General features: G+C 42.1%; 23 protein-coding genes. 10 read left to right on the top strand and 13 right to left on the bottom strand.

Annotated elements, in window-relative coordinates:
- Window positions 1–12 precede the first annotated feature (12 nt).
- The gene (metE, locus tag BB427_RS08210; protein WP_069020198.1) at window positions 13–2,289 is read right to left on the bottom strand and encodes a 5-methyltetrahydropteroyltriglutamate--homocysteine S-methyltransferase; all 2,277 of its coding nucleotides are present in this window, start codon (window positions 2,287–2,289) and stop codon (window positions 13–15) included.
- Between the two features lie 290 nt (window positions 2,290–2,579).
- On the opposite strand from metE, the gene BB427_RS08205 reads away from it, so the two are divergent.
- The 3 genes from BB427_RS08205 to BB427_RS08195 all read left to right on the top strand — a co-directional run bounded on the left by BB427_RS08205 (window position 2,580) and on the right by BB427_RS08195 (window position 4,850).
- A complete protein-coding gene (locus BB427_RS08205; RefSeq protein ID WP_010370874.1) occupies window positions 2,580–3,467 on the top strand; it encodes a LysR substrate-binding domain-containing protein in 888 nt (295 codons plus the stop codon).
- Between the two features lie 101 nt (window positions 3,468–3,568).
- The gene (locus tag BB427_RS08200; RefSeq protein ID WP_069020196.1) at window positions 3,569–4,333 is read left to right on the top strand and encodes a YdcF family protein; all 765 of its coding nucleotides are present in this window, start codon (window positions 3,569–3,571) and stop codon (window positions 4,331–4,333) included.
- A 145-nt stretch (window positions 4,334–4,478) separates the two neighbouring features.
- Complete coding sequence (locus BB427_RS08195) at window positions 4,479–4,850, top strand: hypothetical protein (RefSeq protein WP_069020194.1); 372 nt, start codon at window positions 4,479–4,481, stop codon at window positions 4,848–4,850.
- Here BB427_RS08195 and BB427_RS08190 read toward each other — a convergent pair whose 3' ends face one another.
- Entirely contained in the window at window positions 4,851–6,227 is a 1,377-nt protein-coding gene (locus BB427_RS08190) for a PepSY-associated TM helix domain-containing protein (protein ID WP_083229852.1), read from the bottom strand.
- A gap of 353 nt (window positions 6,228–6,580) precedes the next feature.
- Here BB427_RS08190 and BB427_RS08180 point away from each other — a divergent pair, with 353 nt between their 5' ends.
- The gene (locus BB427_RS08180; RefSeq protein ID WP_069020192.1) at window positions 6,581–8,737 is read left to right on the top strand and encodes a TonB-dependent siderophore receptor; all 2,157 of its coding nucleotides are present in this window, start codon (window positions 6,581–6,583) and stop codon (window positions 8,735–8,737) included.
- Between the two features lie 197 nt (window positions 8,738–8,934).
- Here the strand turns inward: BB427_RS08180 and BB427_RS08175 are convergent, their stop codons facing one another.
- The 5 genes from BB427_RS08175 to BB427_RS08155 form a co-directional block, all read right to left on the bottom strand.
- A complete protein-coding gene (locus tag BB427_RS08175; protein WP_083229851.1) occupies window positions 8,935–10,560 on the bottom strand; it encodes a methyl-accepting chemotaxis protein in 1,626 nt (541 codons plus the stop codon).
- Window positions 10,561–10,776: 216 nt separating this feature from the next.
- Window positions 10,777–10,968, bottom strand: coding sequence for a hypothetical protein (locus tag BB427_RS08170; RefSeq protein WP_010378936.1), 192 nt, complete (start codon window positions 10,966–10,968; stop codon window positions 10,777–10,779).
- Window positions 10,969–11,008: 40 nt separating this feature from the next.
- Window positions 11,009–11,176 (bottom strand): DUF1328 domain-containing protein, encoded by a 168-nt coding sequence (locus tag BB427_RS08165; protein ID WP_010378934.1) that lies wholly within the window; start codon window positions 11,174–11,176, stop codon window positions 11,009–11,011.
- A 10-nt stretch (window positions 11,177–11,186) separates the two neighbouring features.
- Window positions 11,187–11,633: a PA2169 family four-helix-bundle protein gene (locus BB427_RS08160; RefSeq protein ID WP_039496879.1), complete on the bottom strand. Its 447-nt coding sequence runs from the start codon at window positions 11,631–11,633 to the stop codon at window positions 11,187–11,189.
- A gap of 164 nt (window positions 11,634–11,797) precedes the next feature.
- Window positions 11,798–12,682: a mechanosensitive ion channel family protein gene (locus BB427_RS08155; RefSeq protein ID WP_069020188.1), complete on the bottom strand. Its 885-nt coding sequence runs from the start codon at window positions 12,680–12,682 to the stop codon at window positions 11,798–11,800.
- Between the two features lie 235 nt (window positions 12,683–12,917).
- On the opposite strand from BB427_RS08155, the gene BB427_RS08150 reads away from it, so the two are divergent.
- The 5 genes from BB427_RS08150 to BB427_RS08130 all read left to right on the top strand — a co-directional run bounded on the left by BB427_RS08150 (window position 12,918) and on the right by BB427_RS08130 (window position 15,538).
- Window positions 12,918–13,481: a BON domain-containing protein gene (locus BB427_RS08150; protein ID WP_010378923.1), complete on the top strand. Its 564-nt coding sequence runs from the start codon at window positions 12,918–12,920 to the stop codon at window positions 13,479–13,481.
- Between the two features lie 56 nt (window positions 13,482–13,537).
- On the top strand, window positions 13,538–14,113 hold the full coding sequence (locus BB427_RS08145) for an outer membrane beta-barrel protein (RefSeq protein ID WP_069020186.1): 576 nt from the start codon (window positions 13,538–13,540) through the stop codon (window positions 14,111–14,113).
- 417 nt (window positions 14,114–14,530) lie between these two features.
- A complete protein-coding gene (locus tag BB427_RS08140; protein ID WP_069020184.1) occupies window positions 14,531–14,860 on the top strand; it encodes a hypothetical protein in 330 nt (109 codons plus the stop codon).
- 2 nt (window positions 14,861–14,862) lie between these two features.
- Window positions 14,863–15,300, top strand: coding sequence for a phage holin family protein (locus BB427_RS08135; RefSeq protein WP_069020182.1), 438 nt, complete (start codon window positions 14,863–14,865; stop codon window positions 15,298–15,300).
- Window positions 15,284–15,538, top strand: a complete 255-nt coding sequence (locus tag BB427_RS08130; protein WP_010378914.1) for a hypothetical protein — start codon at window positions 15,284–15,286, stop codon at window positions 15,536–15,538. The genes BB427_RS08135 and BB427_RS08130 overlap by 17 nt, the downstream gene beginning before the upstream one ends.
- A gap of 27 nt (window positions 15,539–15,565) precedes the next feature.
- Here the strand turns inward: BB427_RS08130 and BB427_RS08125 are convergent, their stop codons facing one another.
- From BB427_RS08125 to BB427_RS08100, 6 genes are all read right to left on the bottom strand, one after another.
- Window positions 15,566–17,518 carry a response regulator gene (locus BB427_RS08125; RefSeq protein WP_039496869.1) on the bottom strand — a complete coding sequence of 651 codons (1,953 nt, stop codon included), beginning with the start codon at window positions 17,516–17,518 and terminating at the stop codon, window positions 15,566–15,568.
- A 113-nt stretch (window positions 17,519–17,631) separates the two neighbouring features.
- Complete coding sequence (locus BB427_RS08120; RefSeq protein WP_010378908.1) at window positions 17,632–18,081, bottom strand: response regulator; 450 nt, start codon at window positions 18,079–18,081, stop codon at window positions 17,632–17,634.
- The gene (locus BB427_RS08115) at window positions 18,071–19,555 is read right to left on the bottom strand and encodes a sensor histidine kinase (RefSeq protein ID WP_083229850.1); all 1,485 of its coding nucleotides are present in this window, start codon (window positions 19,553–19,555) and stop codon (window positions 18,071–18,073) included. The genes BB427_RS08120 and BB427_RS08115 overlap by 11 nt, the downstream gene beginning before the upstream one ends.
- Window positions 19,552–19,767 (bottom strand): histidine kinase, encoded by a 216-nt coding sequence (locus BB427_RS08110; RefSeq protein WP_010378905.1) that lies wholly within the window; start codon window positions 19,765–19,767, stop codon window positions 19,552–19,554. Before BB427_RS08110 ends, BB427_RS08115 begins: the two co-directional genes overlap by 4 nt.
- A gap of 15 nt (window positions 19,768–19,782) precedes the next feature.
- Window positions 19,783–21,186, bottom strand: coding sequence for a sigma-54-dependent transcriptional regulator (locus BB427_RS08105; RefSeq protein ID WP_069020214.1), 1,404 nt, complete (start codon window positions 21,184–21,186; stop codon window positions 19,783–19,785).
- An 80-nt stretch (window positions 21,187–21,266) separates the two neighbouring features.
- The gene (locus tag BB427_RS08100; RefSeq protein WP_069020181.1) at window positions 21,267–22,877 is read right to left on the bottom strand and encodes a diacylglycerol kinase family protein; all 1,611 of its coding nucleotides are present in this window, start codon (window positions 22,875–22,877) and stop codon (window positions 21,267–21,269) included.
- A gap of 360 nt (window positions 22,878–23,237) precedes the next feature.
- On the opposite strand from BB427_RS08100, the gene BB427_RS08095 reads away from it, so the two are divergent.
- Window positions 23,238–23,477, top strand: a complete 240-nt coding sequence (locus tag BB427_RS08095) for a hypothetical protein (RefSeq protein ID WP_010378899.1) — start codon at window positions 23,238–23,240, stop codon at window positions 23,475–23,477.
- Window positions 23,478–23,552 lie beyond the last annotated feature (75 nt).

Raw genomic sequence — 23,552 nt, 5'->3', positions numbered from 1 at the left:
AACTGGTTTAGATTAACTCTCCCCTAATTCGCTTCTAAGCTCCTTGGTTGCTGTCACCATATTATCAAGTGCAGCTCGGGTTTCTGGCCATGCTCGGGTTTTTAGCCCACAATCTGGATTCACCCATAATCTTTCTACTGGGATTTTCTTCGCTGCTTTGTGAATTAAGTCTTTTATCCATGCCACCTCAGGGACGTTTGGCGTGTGGATATCATAAACACCAGGCCCGATGTCATTGGGGTAGTCAAAATCTTCAAAGGCGTCGAGTAAGGTCATATTTGAACGTGACGTTTCAATTGTGATCACGTCCGCATCCATATCCGCTATGGCGGCGATAATATCGTTAAACTCCGAATAACACATATGCGTATGGATCTGTGTTTCGTCATTCACACCACTTGCAGATACCCTAAACGCATACGCCGCCCACGCTAAGTAGGTTTGCCACTGACTGGCTTTGAGTGGCATCCCCTCCCTAAAGGCAGGTTCATCGATTTGGATCACCTTAATCCCTGCATTTTGCAAATCTACCACTTCATCTCTCAGTGCTAATGCGATTTGATTCGCGATGCTCGGCTTGTCTAAGTCATCTCTGACAAACGACCAAAATAAAATAGTCACAGGCCCTGTTAGCATGCCCTTCATCGGTTTTTTGGTTAAGCTCTGTGCATAACTCGTCCACTTAACTGTCATTGGTGCCGCACGCGAGACATCCCCCCAGATCACAGGGGGCTTAACACAGCGCGAACCATAGCTTTGCACCCAACCAAACTGAGTAAAGGCAAAACCTTCGAGTAATTCACCAAAGTACTCAACCATATCATTGCGCTCTGCTTCACCATGCACAAGCACATCTAAGTTAAGCCCTTCTTGTTCTTCAACGGCATAACGGATCTCCGCTTCCATCTGGCTTTGATAAGCATCAGTACTCAAGATACCCGCTTTATAATCACGTCGCGCCTTACGAATAGCTTGGGTTTGTGGGAAGGAGCCTATCGTTGTGGTTGGCAATAAGGGTAAATTTAGCGACTGTGCTTGTTTTTTAATTCTGGTTGAGAATTCAATATTGCGTTGACCGTCTTTTGCTGTAAGCGCTGAAACACGCTGCTGCACCTCATTATTATTCACCCGAGTAGAGGTCAAACGCGCTTTTACAGGCTTAGAATATTCGACCAACTGGGTAATATCACGCTGCTCCAATGCATTTTTCAATAATGCCAGCTCTTGCCCTTTTTGTTTGGCAAATGCGAGCCAAGACTTTAACTCACTGTCAAGCTTTTGCTCTTGATCTAAGTCGACTGGCGTATGTAATAATGAGCATGAAGGAGCAAGCCAGAGATTATTACCACGACGTTCATGAACCAGAGCAAGTTGCTGATATACACCTTCAAGATCCGAGCGCCAAATGTTACGACCATTCACAACCCCGAGAGACAGTACGCTATCCTTCCCAACTACTTTCTCTAACGCAGCCAAGTCGTAGTTTGCCGTTACGCAGTCAAAATGTACGCCTTCTACAGGGTAAGACCGGATATCTTCAACATGCGCTTGTACGGAGTCAAAATAACTGGCCAACAACACTTTTACTCCTTGGCCGCTCAACGCATCAAAACTCCGGCGCAGCGCGTTGCGATAAGCATCATCGATTTCCAATGCTAAAATAGGTTCATCAATTTGTACCCACTCAACGCCTTGCTCAGCAAGCTTGCCTAGTACCTGCTGATATACAATCAATAACTTATCTAATAAAGCCAATTTATCGAACTCTTGACCAACGCATTTAGCTAAGTAGAGATAGGTTACCGGGCCGATCAATACGGGCTTTGCTTGGTAGCCAAGTAATTGTGCTTCTTCTACTTGAGTAAACAACTCCGTCCAAGTTAGGGAAAATTCCTGCGTTTGAGTTAACTCGGGGACGATGTAATGATAATTGGTGTTGAACCATTTCGTCATTTCACTTGCAGCACACGCACAGCCGCTAGGTGCTCGCCCTCTGCCAATCCGAAACAAAGTATCGAGATTTACCGACTCATCATTTTTATGACGACAAGGAATAGCGCCGACAAGCAATGAAATATTCAACACGTGATCATACCAAGCAAAATCGCCTACAGGGAGAAGGTCAACACCAGCGTCAGCTTGCAATGCCCAGTTTTCTGCACGAATGCGTTTTCCTTCCGCGATTAATTCGACTTGTGTTAAGTCGCCTGACCAATAGCGTTCTACTGCAAATTTAAGTTCACGCTTTTTGCCTACGCGTGGAAAACCCAAGTTATGTGTTAATGCCATGATTTTAATTCCGTCTAGATGTGTGGATGTCCAAAATGTAATTCTCATGATCAAAAACAACAATTGATGCTTTCTCAGATTTCATATGAATAAAATTAAATTGTAATTTTTTGCAAAATTTTTACAGAAGTAGTGACAACGCTGTCATTTTTAGTGTTATAGTGGATTTGTGAATTTTTGAACAATTCACCGTAGGTATTTAGACGTCTAGACATTGATAATAACTAAATAGAATCGTAATATTGAGTAATGCTGAGATTTGCTCACTTCAAATATGAGAATTGTTGATAATGATTGATATAAAGCACCTAAAGACTATCTCCACCTTGAAAGAAACTGGTTCTCTTGTGAATACAGCACGAGAGCTATTCCTGACTCAATCAGCTTTATCACATCAGATCAAAGATCTTGAGAGCAAACTCGACTGCCAACTCTTTGAGCGCAAAACGCAGCCGGTACGTTTTACCCCTCAAGGGATGTTATTATTGGAACTTGCCAACGATGTTTTACCTAAAGTTGAAGCAACAAAGTGTCGTTTGAAGGAAAGCCTTAATCAGCCTATCTCGCAACTCAGATTAAGCGTGGAATGTCATGCCTGTTTTCACTGGTTGCTGCCAACAATTAAAGAATTCAATACCTTTTGGCCTGACATTAAAGTCGATTACGAACGTGGCTTTAGCTACGACGCGATTCCTGACCTTATTGAAGATGAGCTGGACTTAGTACTTACCTCAGACATTCGCGAACCAGAGCAACTGGAATACGCACACCTATTTGACTTTAAGTTAAAGTTAATCGTTGCACCAGATCACGAATTGGCCAAGAAGGCCTATGTCACAGCACTCGACCTAAAAGATGAAACCATCATTTCTTACCCTATTCCTCGCGAGCGTCAAGACATATTTAAGCATTTTATTCAAAATGCACGCTTTGACGGTACGCTAAAAACCGTCGATCAAGGTTTATTAATCTTCCAACTGGTAAGTGCAGGCATGGGGGTTGCGGCATTACCAGACTGGTTAGTGACACCTTATGAGAGCCAAGGGCTAATTAAATCGATTCCTCTAGGCGCACTTGGGCTAAATCGTCCAATGTATTTAGCAATGAAGAAAAGCATGAAAGATAACCCTGTTTATCGTCATTTCCTCAATACTTGCCGAAAAACCACTGCAAGATAGATGACTGGGCTCTTTTTTGAGCCCTAACTGTTAGACATTTCTACAACTCCCATCTCATGCTAGCATTGCGTTAGGCTTATCTTAATCTAGGGCATGTTTAAATGTTTGAAGTCAAAAAGGTTATCGGTCAACTTATGATGCCGTTACCATTATCTTTAGTGGTGCTTATGGGGCTTATGCTTTTTATCGCCAAAACGCGTAAAGGGCCTTACATCGCAAGCTGGTTCGTCTTACTCACTACATGGGCGTTATCGACTCCTTATGTCGCACAACATATTATTGAGTGGGATACAGGCGCTCTCGCCGCATTCAATCCAAGCAAGCACAACAATATAGATAAAATCGTGGTACTTGGCTGTGATTTATACCCAGATAAATCTCTCCCCAGCAACGCCCAACTTGGCAGCTGCGGTCTAGCCAGATTAGTTGAAGGCGTGAGACTTGCTAATATTTACCCAAAGGCCCAGCTGTATGTCTCAGGTTACGGCTATGGCCATGCAACAAGCGCGGGACTCATGGCAAGAACCGCACAGAGCCTAGGTATTTCCGCTACACGTATTAAGCAAAACCCCAATGCCAAAGACACCGCGGACGAAGCAAAAATGCTAGCACCTTTACTAGTCGATTATGACGTCGCATTGGTCACATCGGCTTCGCACATACAGCGAGCAAAAAACCTATTTGAAGCACAAGGCATAGAAGTGTTCGCTGCACCGACGGAGTTCTATAACTTCAAGCAATACCCACTGAGCAGACAATTTATTCCGAACCATAAGGCCTTAGAAGTAGTCACTCGGATTTGGCATGAACAGCTTGGTAGTATGTGGATCACGATCCGTCGTGTTATTGACCCCGAGGCACTTTAAGCGCCGAAAAAGGCACCAAAATCAGGCTAAAGTTCGATAAATTAGCGCTGAAAAACGTAAAAAATTGAAAATTTGCGCAAATATGGGTATAAATAGAGTTTAATCTTAACCCGCGTATCCGCGTACAACACGACTAGGATCTACGATGAGTAAACTAGATAAAACTGAAGTACTAAGCGCTTTCGAAGCTGCGTACGAAGCTGCACATGGCAAAAAGCCTGAGATCACTGCAAAGCCAGGTTGGTATAGCATCGATGGTGGCAAAAACATGCGTCTTGCTGAGGTAGCCGAATTAACAGAAGAGCTAACTTCAGGGTCAGCTGTAGCAAGTGATAAAACGCAGGCGCCTGCCAAAAAAGCGAAAACGACTAAAAAAGCGCCTAAGGCTGCAGCTGTAAAATCAGCGAGCTTTACTATCGTTACAGAAAACGAAGAAGGCTTCAAAGCGGAAGAACAGTGGATTGCTGAACTAGCAGCAAAAGATCACGACTGCCGCTTACCTCGTGGTGTTGTTTAATCACAGTTTCATGAGTGAAGAAACCTCGCAGCTGCGAGGTTTTTTTTGGTCTGCAGCAATCACGACCCCCCCCCGATGCTTCAGGCATAAATTGAGCAGAGCGGCGCTCCAAAACAAGATAATCAAGCAAGTGAGTGACACCCAGCTTACTAAAAAAGTAAATGAAGCAGTCGGTAACTCCGGCCACTTTCCTGCCATACCATAACCCGCAATAGTGTGTTGCGCGTAAAAGCAAATACATAAGAGCAATCCGAAACCCAACACTAGTGATACCACGACACCTCGGCATTCATCTTTGCGACGCAATTTAAATTGCCGCTTAATATACATGTAAGTACCACTGAGAACCAAAAATGAAAGTACAATCCCAAATATAAACCACAGTATTTTCCCCCATATCCCTACAAAGTTGCCAAAATGTAGGGGGTCCGCGGTATCGGATAAGCGCCAATACAGCCCTTGGCTCGATGCCGTTTGGCTATAAACAACTTCCCCCGTGTAAGGGTTAACATAGATCTTGTTTGCCCTATCCCGAACTATCCAATCCTGCGATTGCCCTTCAGCATAAAAATAATCTCCAGAATAGCGAATGGCTTTCACCTCAAGGTCAGGCCTCGCCGCTTTTACTATTGCGAATAATTCCACAACCGACAATTGTGGTTTATCCTGTCGCGGCAGTTCGGCCAAAGGATTAACGGCAAAATCCCCAACATCAGTAAAAGCTGTTTTACCATCGACCATATCCATGCGAACAAACTCAAATAGATACCAGATACTCGTGAGCGAAATAACAACCGCAAGCCATAAGCCCCACGCCCCACTTATTTTATGCACACTTGCCATCTTGGCACGTGCATCCCCGCTAAACGTAAATGCAAATAACTTTTTCCACCAGCCGCGATATACATAATGCGCACTCACGGTCGAAATACACAACGGAACTGCAAAGATAAGCACAAGATAGTATGAAATGATGCTGTCAAATACGCCGAAAAAATGCATATGGAAATCACGAAAAAAACGCTGAATATTAAAAAAACTACTTTCACCTAGGATAGTTCCTGAATACGGATCGACATAAACATGTTGCCATGGACTATCAGGCATTCGCATCACGATGTCATGCGCAAAATAAGTATCAGGACCTGTAAAGGCAATCCCTATTCGGGCGTCAGGATACGCCTTTTGTACCATCTCGTAAGCTGCTGCTAAGCTTATGTTTGATTGGCCCTCTACTGCCCTCACCTGGTCGTTGAATAGCCAATCTAGTTCGTGGGCAATACTCGCAAACGCGCCAGTCCAACATATTATGAACAGCAACACCCCAAACCACACGCCACTCAAACTATGCCAGTTGAACCATTGTTTTGCCGTCATGGACCACCTAATAGCGAAGACATAAAACGACTTCACTTCCTTGCCTTGTATTAATATTCAAACATAGATAAGCCCTGTGACAGCGCTATCCAACCTAATTGACACCCAATCTAACAATCAGAACCTAACAAATCTGAGATTCGGGTAAGCCATTATTTTTGCAATAATTCATTTTTTGCATTACCCCTTATAGTAACAAAAAGAATTATCATTTAGAATTGAAAATAATTTCTGCTTTCAGTTAGAACTATTCAAAAGCTTGGTTCAATCTCAGAAAAATAGCTCCTACATTTCATAGGAACTTTCATCTTTATCTCTTGTGACGAAAAAACAATTTAGGAAAGGAAACACCCATGCAAACCAAAGCGCATCAATCTACAGCACTAGCTCTGATGTTATCACTCCTTTATTTTTCTCCAAATGCGGCAGCAAAAGCCGAGCGCGACAATATTGAACGGATCAGTGTTGTAGGCCAGCCAATCAAGCGTAACTCGGGTCCCACAGGACTTGACCTTACCATTAAAGAAACCCCCCAGTCTGTTACCGTGTTAAGCCACGATTACATAGAAGACTTCGAACTGAATGATCTTGAGGACATCATGGTACAGGCAACAGGCATCTCAAGATACAAATTTGGAGCGGGTGATAATACTGAGTTTACTTCTCGTGGGTATCTCGTCAATGCATTGGTTAAAGATGGCTTACCGACCTCAATTGCTGGACCACAAGAGAGTCGCTTAGACACTATTGTCTATGACCGAGTAGAGGTTCTTCGGGGCGCTGCGGGGTTAATGGCGGGTGCAGGACAACCATCGGCAACATTAAATGTCATCACAAAACAACCAGACCGAAGTGGATTTGTTGAAGTTGGTGCTGAGATTGGCTCTTGGAATAAAGTGCGTACACACATAGATGCAACAGGCTCCCTAACGAAAGATGAAGCATTGGCCGGACGAGTTATTCTTGCCTATGAGGAAAGAGATAGCTTTGTCGACAAAGAAAATAGTAATAAGATCGTCGCATACACCCAATTGCATCATTATTTCTCCGAAGATACCGAAGCCTCGCTTAGTGTTCATTACCAAGACAATGAACTGAAACTATCACCCTGGGGATTACCCATTTTTTACTCTGATGGTAGTTCCGTCGAAATAGACAAGAAAACAAATTTATCTTCACCAGATAGTTACAACGGCAATACTCACCAAAGTTACCATTTAAAATTATCTCATCAAATCAATTTAGATTGGGAGCTTAACTTTGGCGCACAATACAGCAAAACAGAAGCTGACATTACTTTAACCTACTTTAGTGGAAATCCAGACAAAGAAACAGGCCTTGGCCTTCAAGGCGGTGACAGACGCTGGGTTGAAACGGTTGATGGGACTAATTTCATTTTGGGACTGGTTGGTCGGTTTGAGTTATTTGACCGTGCACATCAGGTGAATATCACCTATTTAAATGCAGATTTTGAGTCCACTGACGATCGCTTCGAAGAACTCGATGAAAACGCGAGAACAATATTCTATCCACTCCAATCGATTAATAACCTTCATCCGGCCGCTCATTTAACCGCGACAGATAAGCAATTCATTGGCTGTTGGGACAAAACGACGAAAGAACAGAGCATTGCCCTTAGCAGTAAGTTAACGTTAACGGATGACCTTCACGCCATTCTTGGTGTCAAATTTTTTGATTATGAACGTACCAATGAGCGTGACTTTGCTTGGAGCGGGTTCTCAAGCGATAAAGGTGAAGAAACCGGTGAGAGCTTATACTTGGGACTGGTTTACAATCTCAATGACCAGATCAGCACGTATGCAAGTTATACCGATGCTTATGAGCCGCAACTGGATAAAGTGGATGCCAATTTAAATCAATTAGCACCAATCACCGCCCGGAACTTAGAAGTCGGCATCAAAACCACACTTTGGGATGACAAACTACGTCTAAACGTCGCTTACTTTGATAGTTTAAAAGAGGACTTCGGTGTTGTTATTCCCGAATATGCAGACCAAAGACCTGCTAGGTATCGACCCGTTGATGGTGCTGAAGCCGATGGATTTGAAGTTGAATTAGAAGCAAAGCTGACAGATGATTGGCAAGTAAACCTTGGTTACAGTGATTTTGATGTTGTCGATGAGCATGGCGAAGATATTAACTTGTATGCGCCAAGACAAACGCTCAATGCAAGCACCAAGTATACTTATGGGGCTTGGCGTTTAGGCCTAAATGCGACTTGGGATACGGACAGAAAAGTCGATATTTTAAACGTCCCGGGTGTTGACCTTGGACTTCCAGCAGGTGGTCGTCGGGGCGCAGTGCGCGCAGAGCAAGATAGCCAGCTTTTACTAAATGCGCACGTCAAATATCAATTCTCTAGCCAGCTGAGCGTTAAACTGAATATCAGTAATCTCACAGATGAAAGCTTTTACGATACTTACGGTTTCGTGCCGAAAAAGTACAGCGAGCCTAGAGCATACAATTTAAGTATGGAATATCGGTTTTAACATAAAGCACTAAACTAGTGCTATGGCGTGATAGGGTTAACAATTCCTTTAAAACTTAGCCGCCACAGAAAAATGCCTAAAATATAGTGCGGGCTTCTGACTAGAAACTCGCTCTTTCCTATCCCATATCAAGCAGCTTAACCGTGTTTTCTAGCTTTAGAGCAGAACATCTCAAGTTAATTACCAAATGGGTACCATTAAACTTTAAACACTAGCACTTGGCTGTTTAGCTGCTCGGCCAACGCTTCTAAGTCGTTACTTACATCGGCATTACTTTGCGCATTTCGGGTAATTTCAGAAATACTACTGCTGAAATCATTGATATTTTCACTGATTTCCGCAACCACCGTTGTTTGCTCTTCCGTTGCCGTTGAAACCTGAATGTTCATACCAACGATTTCGTCTACCGCCTTATCTATATCTGTCATGATTTGAGCTGACTCGTTGGCCCTATCTACACCTGCCGCTGCACTCGACTGCGCATTCTCCATCGACGACACAGCATTTTGTGCCATGCCCTGTAGCTTGCTGATCATATCTCGGATAGATTCCGTGGCTTTTTGCGTATTATGTGCCAATTGCCTGACTTCATCGGCAACAACCGCAAAACCTCGGCCTGATTCCCCAGCTCTCGCAGCTTCTATTGCAGCGTTTAACGCCAAAAGGTTTGTTTGCTCAGCCACACCTTGGATCATTAACACCACTTGGTTGATTTCATTAGACTGATCGTTCAACGCTTTAATTAGCTGCGCATTATCTCCTACTTCACTAGCTAGGCGCTCAATGGCTTGAATATTTTGCGAAATAACATCCATCCCTTGTTTCGCAAGCTTACCGGACATCTCAGCTTTGTTCGCAGTGTTCATCGCATTATGTGCTACTTCTTGTATCGCACTGCTCATTTCTGTTGCTGCGGTTGCAATCATCACAGTTTGCTGCTCTTGCTCTTGTGAAGTACCCGCAATCGATTGACTGATACCATTCAACTCGTTAGAGGTCGTAGAAAGGCTATTCACGATTGTGACTAGATTGGTAACTAGCTCATGTAAGCTAGACACCATGGTATTGAAGTCATTCCCTATCTGGCTTAACTCATCTTGCCCCTCAACTACCACACGTTGTGTTAAATCTGCATCTCTTGCAATATTACCAATACGCATACGTAAGCGGCTGAGCGGTTCATTAATTGACCTAAATATCAACATGCCAATTAGTACCATTACGATCACAATAACAACAGAAGAGATAATCATCGCCGTTTTTGTGGCACTGGCCTCGGAGTGACCAATATTTCGAAGCGCACTTGCTTCAGTAAGCTGCAACTCAATGAGTGCATTGTAGCTTTCGCTAAGCGGATCGAAAGCCGCATAGAGGTCATGTACAAATTTATCGTAAGGAATTTCTTCAAAGGTATTTGCGTTAACTCGGTTAATATAATTAGACAGCAGTTGCTTGACACTTAGCTCTGCTTTTTCAACTTGCTTTACTAAGCTTCGCTCTTCGCTCGTAAGGTCCGTGGACAAATAGCTATTCCATTCTTTTTCAGCGATATTCTTAGCTTCTTCGACTTGCTTTAACGCGGCACCATTGGATAGTTGATGGCCTCGTAACTTGTGAAACGTATCCACAATAACCACCGCATAGTTATCTGACACCACTTTTATTTGTCTAAGCGGTACAACTCTGTCGTCATAAATACGGTCAATGTAATTGATAAGGTTTGATAATGTTCCGATTGTGAAGATGGTTGCAAGAATAAAAAACACCGCAGGTATGCCCGAAAGCGACAACAATCTGCTTTTAACTGAAACCCTATTTAGCATAATCTGATTTTTATTGAGTAAACATAGAAATAAAGTATTACTCAAAGTTCGTAGATTACAATATTAATTGCAGATTAAGCAGCGTGGTCTTGATGTGCATCATATTTCTTTACTGTGTCTCCCCTTTTTAGAGTATTGATTTTTAAACCTATTACAAAAAGAGGAGAAGCTTTTATCAGCTTCTCCTCTTACATTCCACGTCGAAATTGTTTCTACTTAACACTCTTCGTTTTCAGCGTTCAGGTTCTCTTTTACATCTTCACAGGCATCTTCTACACTGTTTTCCACTTCCTGAACCGTTTCATCGAAACGCTCACCCGCATCTTCCGCTGGGCCTTCACTACAGCCAAAAAGTGCTAAAATTGAAACAAAACCAAATGCTTTCGCTAATGTAATTGCTGATTTCATAATCTATCTCCTAAAACCGTTTTAGTATGTTAAATCCCTTTTACCTGGGAGCTCGTGCTTTGCCAAAAATAAACGAAATAATCATAAAGGCGATAAACACAAAAAATAGAATTTTCGCCATACCTGCCGCAGCGCCCGCGATTCCGGTGAAACCTAACACGGCTGCGACAAGTGCTAGGAATAAAAACATTACAGCCCAACTCAACATAACATTCTCCTTAGGCAGTTAGCTCTTGCAACTGCTTCATTTGATCGTGACAAGCTTGCATTCTGGTTTGGATTTGCAGTAATACACTCTTGCATTTAGGTGGAAGATCTTTGCTTAGCGCTTTATCAAGCTTGCTCAATACTTTGTCTTCCACTTCTTCTAGCTGAGAAATATAGGTGTGCTCTTTGTCGGTGCTCACCATACTAACCAACTTGGTGTACGATTCACGAATGTCGATGCTAAGTGCTGAATCAGTCTCTATTTCACCCTCATCGATAAGAACAAATGGTTGTAGATCCGAGATTGCTTGCGCTTTATCTACAATCATTTGGTCAAATACGCGGTTTAATTCGATATTATCTAGCTTCTTCTTAGCTTCGGTGTAAAAATCTACACCACCATTTAATACTTTAATGAGCTCTTTTACCGGCTCCATGTCGTAATTTGAATCTGCCATAAATAACTCCTTTCGCTTAAATATTTAATAAGTGCATTTTGCAAATATTATTTCTGTCCTTTTCGTTAATGCAGATTAAATGCCAAATTATAAACCATTATTTTACAAGGGTTTTTAATATAAGAACTTTCAGAGCGGTGAAAATATTACAAACTAGATGTAAATTATTCCTGTGATAATTGCGCACTTAAGGTCGTACTGCCTTTTGCATTGAAGTCCATCGTCCTAATAGGGAAAGGAATTAAGATATCGTTATCAGCTAAAATACGGCTAATTGTACAAATTGCTTGGTGCCTGACCACCATAAAGCCGGGATCCGCTGGGTAGTCTATCCAAAACCACACTAATAGATTGATAGAACTATCACCAAAAGACTCAGCATAGACATCCGTTTCTTTTTGGTTTACTACGAAATCAAGCTTATTAATTGCCTCAACAATCACCTCGCGGGCTTGTTCTGGGTCATCCGCATATGAGATACCAACTGGTACTTCTATTCTTCGCTTACCAAGCTTGGTGTAGTTTTGTAACTCATTCTTAAAGAGAATTTTGTTGGGAATATAAGACAGCTGGCCGTAAAAATTTTCTACCAAGGTATTTCTCAAATTGATTTTGCTTACCGTGCCAAAGCAATCCTTGGTTCTGATAATGTCACCGACCATAAAGGGCTTTCTGACTCCCATCACAAATCCAGCGATGAGGTTCTCAGTCATATCTTGGAATGCAAAGCCAATAGCAAGGCCAATGATCCCTGCCCCAGCCAACAATGACATTACGGCACCTGATAGTTTTACTATATCTAAAGCGAAGAAAATCCCAATGGCAATAATAGAGACTTTAAATATGGAACTAATAAGAGAAGCAACTTGTTCTGTCTTTATTGCTTTTTTAATCGCTTTAGAAAACCAAATAGATGATATTTTAGCCAGCGCTGTAAAGAATATTAGTATCATTAAGGCTAGGATCATATTCGGTAGTAACTGCACACCGGATTCAAGCCAAGAGATTAACTTATCATTAATTAACGTCCAAAACTTTTCTAAATTCATAATTACTAACTCCTATATAAGTACGCAACAACGATCGAATGCAGTAATCATTCCTACTGATATTAATTAGCCGTTCATGAAAAAGGTAATTATTACAAAGTAATGTACACATTTTCTCGGTAAATTCTTCCTTGAAACTTACCAAAAAAATAAAAGCACATAAAATTCATCGACTTACAACATGGCACAACAGCTGCAATAGGTAATTCGACTACGAAATTAAAGGAGTTTAATTATGAAAAAGACATTAATTGCAACTGTACTTGTATCTTCACTTACTACTGCTTCAGCTTTTGCTGCTGATAATTCTTGGGAAAAAGAAGCAAGCGATGCTTGGATAGACGGTAAAGCAGAAGCGACGCTACTTTTCAACGGTGAGCTGAACAACTTTGACATTAACACAGATGTAAAAAATGGCGTTGTAGTGCTAACTGGTAAAGTTGAACACTCAGTAGACAAAAAGCTAGCTGAAGAACTGGTACTAGGTATCGATGGCGTAAAAGAAGTAAAAAACGACCTGACTATCGTAGATATGTCAGATGAACGCAAAAAAGAGCGTAACTACGAAAGCGATAGCGGCTTTACTGACGCAAAAATCGCAACAGTAATTAAGTCTCGCTACCTGTTTGACACAGATGTAGATGGTACTGACATCGATGTTGATGTGGAAGGTTTAGTCGTAACACTAAACGGCCATGTTGGTAGCGAAGCTGAGCGCAAACTTGCTGTGCAAATCGCGAAAAACGCCAATGACGTTAAAGATGTAAAAGATAACCTTCGCGTTACTAAAAAATCATAAGCAATTTTGATTTGAGGGGGCACTCCCCCTCCTATATTTATATTTAAGGAGTAAAGATGAAACAATTAACTATTGCCGCTGCGCTACTAGCCTCTCTAGGTCTTGCATCTACCGCTGCTCACGCGGAATCTGATTTTGGACTAGATGATTATAAAATTTACACAGGTATCGGTTACGGCCAATACTCTTTTCAGTGGGAAGATCGTGAGAACGACACGTCTTTCGACGATGACTCTTCTATGTTAAAAGCGTATGTGGGTACGAAAATTAATCCATATTGGAGTTTTGAACTGGCCTATGAAAACTTCGACGAAGCAAGTGACATTGACAACTCTGCTGAAATCGATGGTATTTCTTTATCTACACGTCTCTCAGCCCCATTAAACGAATACTTTTCAGTTTACGCAAAAGGTGGTTGGCTTGAATGGGATGCAGATATCTATGCTGATATTCCAGCTGTAGGTCGTGTTTCATCTAACCTTGAAGGCGGCGACTGGCTTTATGGTGCCGGTGTAGAGTTCCACCTAAACGAAAACATTAACATGCGTTTAGAATATACGCGCTACGAACTTGAGGACGATATCGACCCAGATATGGACGTAGCAGCAGTCTCAATCGAGTATCAATTTTAAGCAGTTGTTTTGGCTCTATAGCCTCCCAATTATTTCCCCTTTGACTCAGTCCTGGCTCTTTCACAAGAGTCTGGTTTTGGCGCTACCACTTGGTAGCGCCTTTTTTGTTTTCAGCGTATGGCTCCCATATTGAATAATGTGAGTGCTTTCTCGCTATTCCTTTATTTGTAGAAAACAGCATTTAAAGATAGAAAAACTCTAAATGTAATAATATTTGCCATTCACAGCTAGAAATGAAATCTGTCGCTTTTTTAAACTCTACACCCTGTAGGTTCTGCTATGTAACATTTACACTCTTCGTATCTCATCTACCGACACAAAACATGAAAAATAGGTAATACACTGATATTAATCAACTTTTAAGTTGGCAAAGGGTTTGCAACGAATACAGTGAACTAAACGAATAAGGAGTAGTTTATGAGTAACCAAGCAAACCAAACACAGACAAGTAACACAGTAAAACCACAGTCAAATGGCCATGATTCTAGTCACCCAGTTACGGATCAAATTGCAGATACATTGCATGCGTCAGTAGATTCTCTACACGCTTCAGCGTCACGCACTGAAACCTCACTGCGTGAAAAAGGTCATAACTCAAGCGAAGCCATTGGCGCCAAGCGCAAAGAGTGGGGACGTGCGTGGAATACATCTGGTGTGAAAAAGTATGCAACGGAAAACCCAGTAAAAACGGCTGGTATCGCATTTTCACTCGGTATGTTGGCAACTATGCTGTTAAGGAATAAGTAATCATGCAAGACCAAGCTCAAGTAAGAGACCGTCAAGCAGCAGCTCACGAGCGCACGCCTGCGCTCGCTGAGCTTAAAGATTCTGTGTCTCTATTATTCGACAGTTATCAGCAAATCGCTGAAGCACAAATTAACCTAATAGGTGCGAAGTTCAGAGCTAATTTAAAAACTTTATGTATCGCGCTCGGGTTAATTCTGTTTTCTTTAATTTTAACAGCGATGGTATGGGGCAGCTTGCACGTGTTATTTGCTTACGCCTTAACCTACGCAGGCCTAAGCTGGTTTATTTCTGCCGGTATTGTACTTACTATCAATATCGCAATGATTTATTACCTGATCGTCACCGGGCTAAAGCTCTTTAATAACAGCATAAATGACCTGACGTCTGGGTTTTATACTTCAGTTGCGAAGCAGGAGGCCAGTAATGACGAAGCTCGCTGAATTCATCACTGATAAGTTGCACCAAGAAGTGGTGATAGAGAAGAAAAAGCTCATTACCGCTAGACATTTTAATCACCTTACCCAAGTGAAAGCCAAAAAAGTATTTACCGGCGCGATTAGCTCTCCTCAAGGGTTGGGCTTCATGTTTATGTTTGGCGCACTCAGCGCTAAATATGGCAAGTTTGGTGCACTAAGAAAAATCGTACTTCTACAAAGAATAGCGCAAGGTATCATTTAATTCCTTGCGCTATTCTTTGGTTCTTATCTAAACCAGCTTTTCTTTAATTTCTTTCAGATCCACCAGTGTTATAGGCTTTAACAACACGTCATCTACTTGTGACTCGGCCAATTTTTCCGGCTCTGGATCAAAACCACTTGCAATCACGATATGCTGATTAGGATCTTGTGCTTTAATCTCTCGCGCAAGCGTAAGCCCAGACTTATCGGGCAGACCTATATCCAGTAAAATCGTGTCAAAGCGCTCAGGACCAACAAAATGCTGCCAACAAGTTTGCGCGCACTCTGCCGTAACCACATTCACTTGCAGTGAATTAAGTAACAGCTTAAGCAGGTTGCGTGTATCTGCGTCGTCTTCTACCACTAAAAACCGCAAAGTACCGGTAGTTTGCGCCACATCATCGCTAGATGTTGCCAACTCGTCACTCAAGTAGTGAGCTAAATATTCTCCTAACTCAGAGACATTAACAGGCTTGCTCATCATATCGCTAAAGCCAAGCGCCATTAATTCTTCTTTTGTGCCTTTTTGAGCGGCCGCTGTTAGTGCGACAACAGGTAAGTCAATACCACGCTCTCTGAGCGCAACAATAGTGTCTCGACCATCCATTCTTGGCATGTGCAAGTCCATAAAGACTAAGTCATACTTATCTGGATCATCCTTAAGCATCGCAAGCGCTTCAATGCCATCGCCCGCAATTTCAGCGGTTGCGCCGGTTTGACCAATCAGGGTGCGCAACAACATCTGGATCTCACTAATGTCTTCAACGATAAGGATATGCCCTTGCAAATCAGATGGAAGCGAGTTATCGGTCGCATTTTGGGTTTTATCTAGCATCAATGGCGCCAGAGTCATTTCATCGATAGCACCAAGATCAATACTAAAACCAAACTCACTCCCCTCTCCCAAGGTTGACTCAACCGCAAGCTCGCCTCCCATCAGTTTAATGAGTGCAGAGCTAATAGCTAAACCAAGACCAGCACCTTCATCCGTGCGCGTTGTGACGTTTTGTACTTGTTCAAAAGGTTTAAATATACGTTTAAGCTTCTCGCAAGGAATACCAATACCTGTATCAATCACCTTGAACTCAAGTTTTGCATCAGCTTGTAACGTGATCTCAACCTTCACGAAACCGGAGCTTGTGAACTTAATTGCATTATAAATAATGTTGATAAGTACCTGTTTTAGTCGTGTTTTATCAACCTTTACATCTTGAGGAAGTGGTGTTTTAGCTTCAATGCTAAAACTCAAGCCTTTCTTGGCTGCGGCCATTTTAAACAGACTATATAAATCACTTAGAAAGCTATTCAAACACGTGCTTTGTTTATTTAGCTGTAACCGATTTTCATTTAGCTTGGATAGGTCGAGTACATCATTTAATAAGTTAAGTAAGTGCTCGCTATTGTTATTGATTATAGAAAGCTCAGGCTTAACATTCTGCAACTCTTCCCGAGATAAGAGGAGATTGGTGTAACCTAGAATAGACGTTAACGGCGTTCTCAACTCATGGCTTAAATGTGCCAAAAAGCGGTCTTTTGCTCGACTGTCAGACTCGACTCGCAATCGCTCCAGGCGTTCACGTTCAAGTTCTTTGCGTGCCAAAGCATAGCGAATGGAACGAATAAATCGAGCGCTGCTTATTTCTGACTTAAGCACGAAGTCTTCAGCACCCGCTTTTAGGGCTTCGTTATCTAACACTTCATCTGATTGCCCCGTCAGCATGATTATCGGCGTATGAACCTGTCTTGCTCTGGCTTCTTTTAACACGCTCAAACCGGTTTGTGGGCCTAATTGATAATCCAATAAGCAGAGATCGAAGCCATTACTCTCCAGTGCTTCTAGCGCTTGATGGTATTGGCTTTGCCAAACGAGATTAAATTTAAAGTTAGGAATAGACTGTAAATAATCTAAGGTTAAAATATAATCGTCTTCGTCATCTTCAATGAGCAGCACATTGACTTCACTGACCGACTCCTTTGTCATACTAGCCTCCACAAATGAAGTGATATTAATTCGTTTGGGTCGTCACGTTATCTTGAAACAAGTATAGGACGACTTGCGGTGAGGTAGCGCTTGTTTGCACAAGCGCGATGGGATTAATTTGGCAGCTCTACTATTTCAATCCAGTACTTGCCTAAATGTTTCATCAAATCAACTAAACCATCAAAATCCACGGGCTTAGTAATATAAGATGCAGCGCCTGAGTCATACCCTCTCAGTTTGTCTTCTTCCTCTTTGGAAGTAGTTAAGATAACCACGGGTATAGAACGTAGTATTGGATCTTTTTTGATTTCTTGTAACGCTTCTCTACCATCCATTCTTGGCATATTCAGGTCAAGTAAAATGAGGTTCGGTCTTGGATATCGTTGTTTATCAGTAAACTCTCCCTCATTTCTCAAATATTCCAAAAGCTCAACCCCGTCCTTAACAAACTGAAATGCATTGAGTACTCGGCTTTCTTCTAAAGCGTCTTGAGCCAACAAGCGATCATCTTCGTCATCATCCGCCATCAAAATATGGATTGGCTGAGTTTTTTTATAGTTCATTCTTCAGTTCCTGAATAATTGGTGTTGGTTCAGCGAGTAATGTGATCGTGAATTTAGCACCTTTACCATCTTCACTGGTCGCTGAAATCGTTCCGCCGTGTCGCTCAACAATGCGTCTACACACGGTTAAACCAATGCCAGTACCAGCATATTTTTTTCTGTCATGTAGTCGTTGAAAAGGCGAGAATATTTTCTCAGCATATTCAGCATCAAAGCCAACGCCATTATCTTCTACCACAAAAGTATAAGCATCTTGACTCATCAATTGGCTGCTTTCAACCGCGATTGTAATAATCGGATTGCGCCCTTCTACTCTGAATTTAATAGCATTGGAAAGTAGATTTAAAAACAGCTGGTGTATTTGACTAGCATCACATTTTATTGTCGGTAACACGTCCGAGTTTACGCTCGCACTACTGTCATGAACTGCCATTTCTAAATCGTCCAACACAAACTGTAAAACTTGGTTGAGATCCTGTTCTTCAAAAGGCTTTGCTCTGGTGGTAACTCGGGATAACTCAAGCAAGTCAGTGATAAGCGTTGACATCCGCTGTGCGGCACTCGTCATTCGAGCCAAATAATCCTTGCCCTTGTCATCAAGGTGCTCGCCATAATTCTTTTCGATGCGATCACCAAAAGCGCGGATCTTTCTTAGTGGTTCTTGCAGGTCGTGAGAGGCAACAAACGCAAAGTCTTCGAGCTCTCGGTTGCTACGATTTAGCTCTTCAGCGTAATGTTCTAGTGCTTCGGTACGCGCTTGCACCTTTTCTTCTAAATGATCGTTTGCTTTTTCTAACTCGCTCTTTGCTTTCTTTGCGCTGCGTAGATTGACGACCAAAAGTAGCAAAATAGCAAAAATCATCACGGCGCTCAGCAAAGTAAATACAACGATATTAACTTGTGCTTCTTTGCGGACACGTTTTAACTGATTCAGCTGAATAGTCCGGATGTCCACTTCTGCGGCCATGATCTGAGTGAACTCTTCTCGTAGATCCCCTCCAGAGTCCGCAGCTCGGTCAAGTAATAAAGCTTCATTACCTGTATCGGTATTACGTGCAACAATCACCGTACTTTGCAAAGTTTTAAATCGCGCTTTTACCCCTTCGATATAACGATTAATTTTTTGCTGCTGTACATCGCTTTCAGAGTGATTCTGACCAACTTTAGCTATGCTCTCATCAAGGTTTTGCAATGCTTTTATAAAAGGTGCTAAATCGCTTTCTTTATTTGAGATTAAAAATGCTCGTTGTCCTGCCTCCGCATTTAACATCGCAATATGCAGCTGATCCAGAGACATCATTACTTCGCTGGTGTTTCGGATACTCTCTTGAACTTGGTTTAATTCTTTAACATTGTTAAAACCGATTAGGGCATTGGACGCTACAAGGCCAACACTCACAACAACCGCAAACCAGATAAAGTTAAGTTTATTACTTAAGTTCATAAAATAACTAAACTTGGACTCATTGTTCACTCATCATTTCCTTGCTCCACCAGCGTCTGTAACAGCTCGCTACACTCTTTGGTTGCTTTAATAATCGTATTTGCTATCTCGATTATCTGTTGTTGAGAATCAGGTTGTTCAGCGATAAGTTTGATCAACTCTGAATTCATTGAAATTTGATTCAAAGGCTTGCGTGCGTCATGCACTAACTTCGCGAGCGTACCTTGATCATGTTGTGTCATTGTTCCTCCCCGAAATTATGACTGTGTTTCTCCCTCATAGGCGTTTAAACGGTTGTAGAGCGTTTTTGTACTGATCCCAAGCATTCGCGCGGCCAGCGTCTTATTTCCTTCCACTGATTCTAACGTTTGATAGATCAATTCTCTTTCTACTTCTTCAATCGTTTTACCTGGCTTCATTTCAGGCGTTGGTACTTGAATCGCATTTGCTCTGCTTGACGTGCCCACCTGTGGTGGAATTGAAGCGCGATTTAACTGCGCATGCTCCACCATGCGTTTCGCCTGTGCGAATGGTGAGGCGAAGTTCGCATCAAATACTAAGCTATGGTCATCGTGATCCGCCATAATATAAGCACGATGGATTGTGTGTTTGAGTTCACGTACATTACCGGGCCAATCATATTCAACCAAGCGGCTCATATCTGCCGCCTTAATTACATACTGACTATTACCTTTTTTATTCAAACCCTGGAGAAAATGCTCGGCGAGTAATGGAATGTCTTCTTTTCTCTCTCTCAGCGGTGGAATATGGATTGGAAATACCGCCAAACGGAAATAAATATCTTCTCGAAGTACGTCATTGGTAGCAATATCTTCGACGCTACGGTTAGTCGCCGATATTACCCGACAATTAACTTTTATCGGCTTTGTGCCACCGACTCGTGTCACCGTATGTGTTTCGAGTACACGTAGCAAGTTTGGCTGTTGCTCGATGGGCATTTCGGTTAATTCATCCAAAAACAAAGTGCCATTCTCTGCTTGTTCAAATACTCCGACCTTTTGAGCATTTGCTCCCGTAAACGCGCCTTTTTCGTGACCAAATAGTTCGCTACCGATCAAGTCTTTCGGGATTGCACCACAGTTTACGTTAACCAAATCCCCTGTCACTGTGCTGGCATTGTGAATTGCGCGGGCAAACATTTCTTTACCTACACCGCTTTCCCCCATCAACATCACATTAGCATCAGTACCCGCAACGCGCTCTATCATCTTATATAGATGCTTCATTTTGGCAGACTCGCCCAGCAACACACCAAAATGTGCTTGACTCTCGGTTCGCTTGGCTTTGTTCTTAGAAGGGCTTAATGCGTTTCTAAAATCGTCTGCATCAACTGGTTTAGTGAGATAATTTAACCCATCATGACAAAGCTGCGACAATGCTGACTTTACTGATGGATGTCCCGTAACCATAGTTATTGGTGTACGGATCCCTGCGGCTCTGATTTCATCAACTAGATGTAAACCACTGCCATCTGGCAGCATAAAATCAAGAAAGATATGATCAAAACTTTGCGTTTCTAGCCATTGTCTGGCCGACGCCAAGTCATTCGCTAAACACGCGTCATGGCCTAAGTATTCGACAATGCGACAGGCCAGCTCTGCAAAATCATGATCATCATCTACTAATAAAACGGTTTTCAATTGAGTCCCTCTCTCAATACTCCAATAGTGTTTCCACTTTTGATTTTTATCTCGCACACTAATGAATGGCCGCAAAATACCTAATTCGGAACCATTACGTTCAGCGCGTGTTTCTGGATCACTATCTCAATATTTTTTGCACTAAGCACTTCACCATCTAGTGCAAAGTGTTGTTCTTGTTCAAATTCTATGTTTATCTTTTCGCACTGCTCGGTGCGAATATTAGAAGGTTTGCCGTCTAATTTAGGTAAAATAAGTTCGGCTACCGTAAGATTCTGCGCACCATCCGGCTCAACCGGTAAAATCGTAATATCTAGTTTGCCATCGTCATAGATTGGCTCTCCATGACCTTGAGCAAGAATTGTGGTTTTTGGTGCTGCATTCGCTACAACCAGACTAACACATTCTATTTGAGATTGCTCAGCACCATCAAAGCTCACTTTAAAATTAAGAGGCTTATTTTCACTTACCGCCTGCCAAAGGCCTCGAATATAGGCTAATTGCCCCGAGTTATTCTTTTCTTCACGCCCAGCCTTTTCTATCATTTCCTGACCAAAGCCAACGGCTGCAGCTAAAAGCGCGGTGCGGCCATTACAGTTCATTATATCAATAGGCTTAGTTTTACCCGCTAAAATTGCTTCACAAGCGCGGTTGATAGGATCTATCTTGGACAGTGAACCGAGTAACACGGTCGCTAAGGAATTTGCAGTACCTAAAGGCAATATACCAAACAGTACATCGTTTTGATGAACACCATGAGCAACGCTTGCTAATGTGCCATCACCGCCGCCTGCGATGATGATATTTGGCTGTTTATCAGACATGATTTGCTTAGCCAACGCCGCGACATCAGTGTCCTTTTCTGTAAAGTGAATCGATAAGTTATATTTTTCCGTCAGCATACCCACAATGTCATTTTCATTGGTAAACCATTTACCCGATCCTGACACAGGGTTAATGACTAACGCCGCCTGCTCACTATGGGTAAAGTTTTGGCTGTGATGTAGCTTTGTCAGCCCTTTTAGCTGATGCTTGTTTAACCTCGCTGTTTCACGGCGGTTTTGTATTTTTTCGAGTGCTTCACGGACGGTATAATCAGGGTTGGTTGCAAGTAAATAAGCAGTACAAAAGAACACTGAGCGTCCTCGACCTAACGCACAATGCACCACAACCTTTCGCTTTAATTCGTGCTGTGCCGCTATCCATGCCATGCCATGCGCTAACTGCTCTGAGGTGGGCGCTTGATGATCCAGCACCGGAATATTGAGGTAGTGTAAGCCTTGCTGCTCTGCTGACCAGTTTAACCCATCGAACTCAGCAGTTACGTCTAAAATGGCTTCAATCCCTTCCGCCTTAAGCATATCCACATCGCTTGGAAATAACCGACAAGCAACAAATAAATTATCTGTAAGCGGCTGAAATGCATCAACAACATCTCTTCCTCTTTCAATTGCATTGTATAAATGTACACAGCCTAAGTAAGGCCAAAATAGCCATGTTATATACCAAGGAATTTTGCCTGTACCGTGCTTTCTAAATATGTGCGGATAGTTGGTTGCATACGCAAAAGTAACTAAAGAAATAGAGACGGTAAACCACGCAAGCGGCAACATCAGCCAAGATCCAATACTGTGGATCGTGAGTGCGGCTAAACAGAGACTTGCAAACAGGTAGTACTTGAGCATTTTCATTGCCTTTCCTTAATTATTTTTGTCGCCTACGGCTTTTTATTATCGCCTTATGCGGAACTCTCTTAGGTTTGTACATATGTAACTAAGTATAGGTATGCATTTCTTAATCTGCGCTGATTCATCAACTTGTTTATGATAATCATGAAGATACTTAACTATAGCTGAGACTATTCACAAAGAAATAAAAAGTGCGTCTGGGTATTTGTAACGACTTATGCAAGCGCTGCTACATAAGTATTCAGCCACCATTAATTCATTAAAATTTCTAATGTGAAAATCATAAAATTTATCAGTTGAATGAAGCATAAATGATCACCATAATGGCGATCCTTTAAACGCATTTGGAGAACCAAACAGACAATGGCAAACGAGCTCGACTGGCTACTTAACTTAATATTACTTACTTTAGGTTTTGGTGCCTTTTTTATTAACCATAAAACGCTACTAAGAGTAGCTGCTGTGTGCGCATGTGGCGTACTTTTTATCTCGTTTAGCCTTGATCTGATGAACACCAGTGTAATTTCTAACCTTAGCTTGATTTTGATAAATACTTTTTATCTATTCAAAGTCTATACCTTTGGTCAGCTGGAAGTTCACTAGTTCTTTGCAGTAACTAGTTCCTAGCGACTAGTTCCCTATTTCACTTCGGTGCGCTAAAATCATGGCCATCATTGC

The sequence above is a fragment of the Pseudoalteromonas sp. BMB genome (genome assembly GCF_001709235.1).
Lineage (GTDB): Bacteria > Pseudomonadota > Gammaproteobacteria > Enterobacterales > Alteromonadaceae > Pseudoalteromonas > Pseudoalteromonas maricaloris.
The sequence above is the reverse complement of the archived record's forward strand: the minus strand, read 5'-3'. Positions and strand labels throughout refer to the sequence as shown.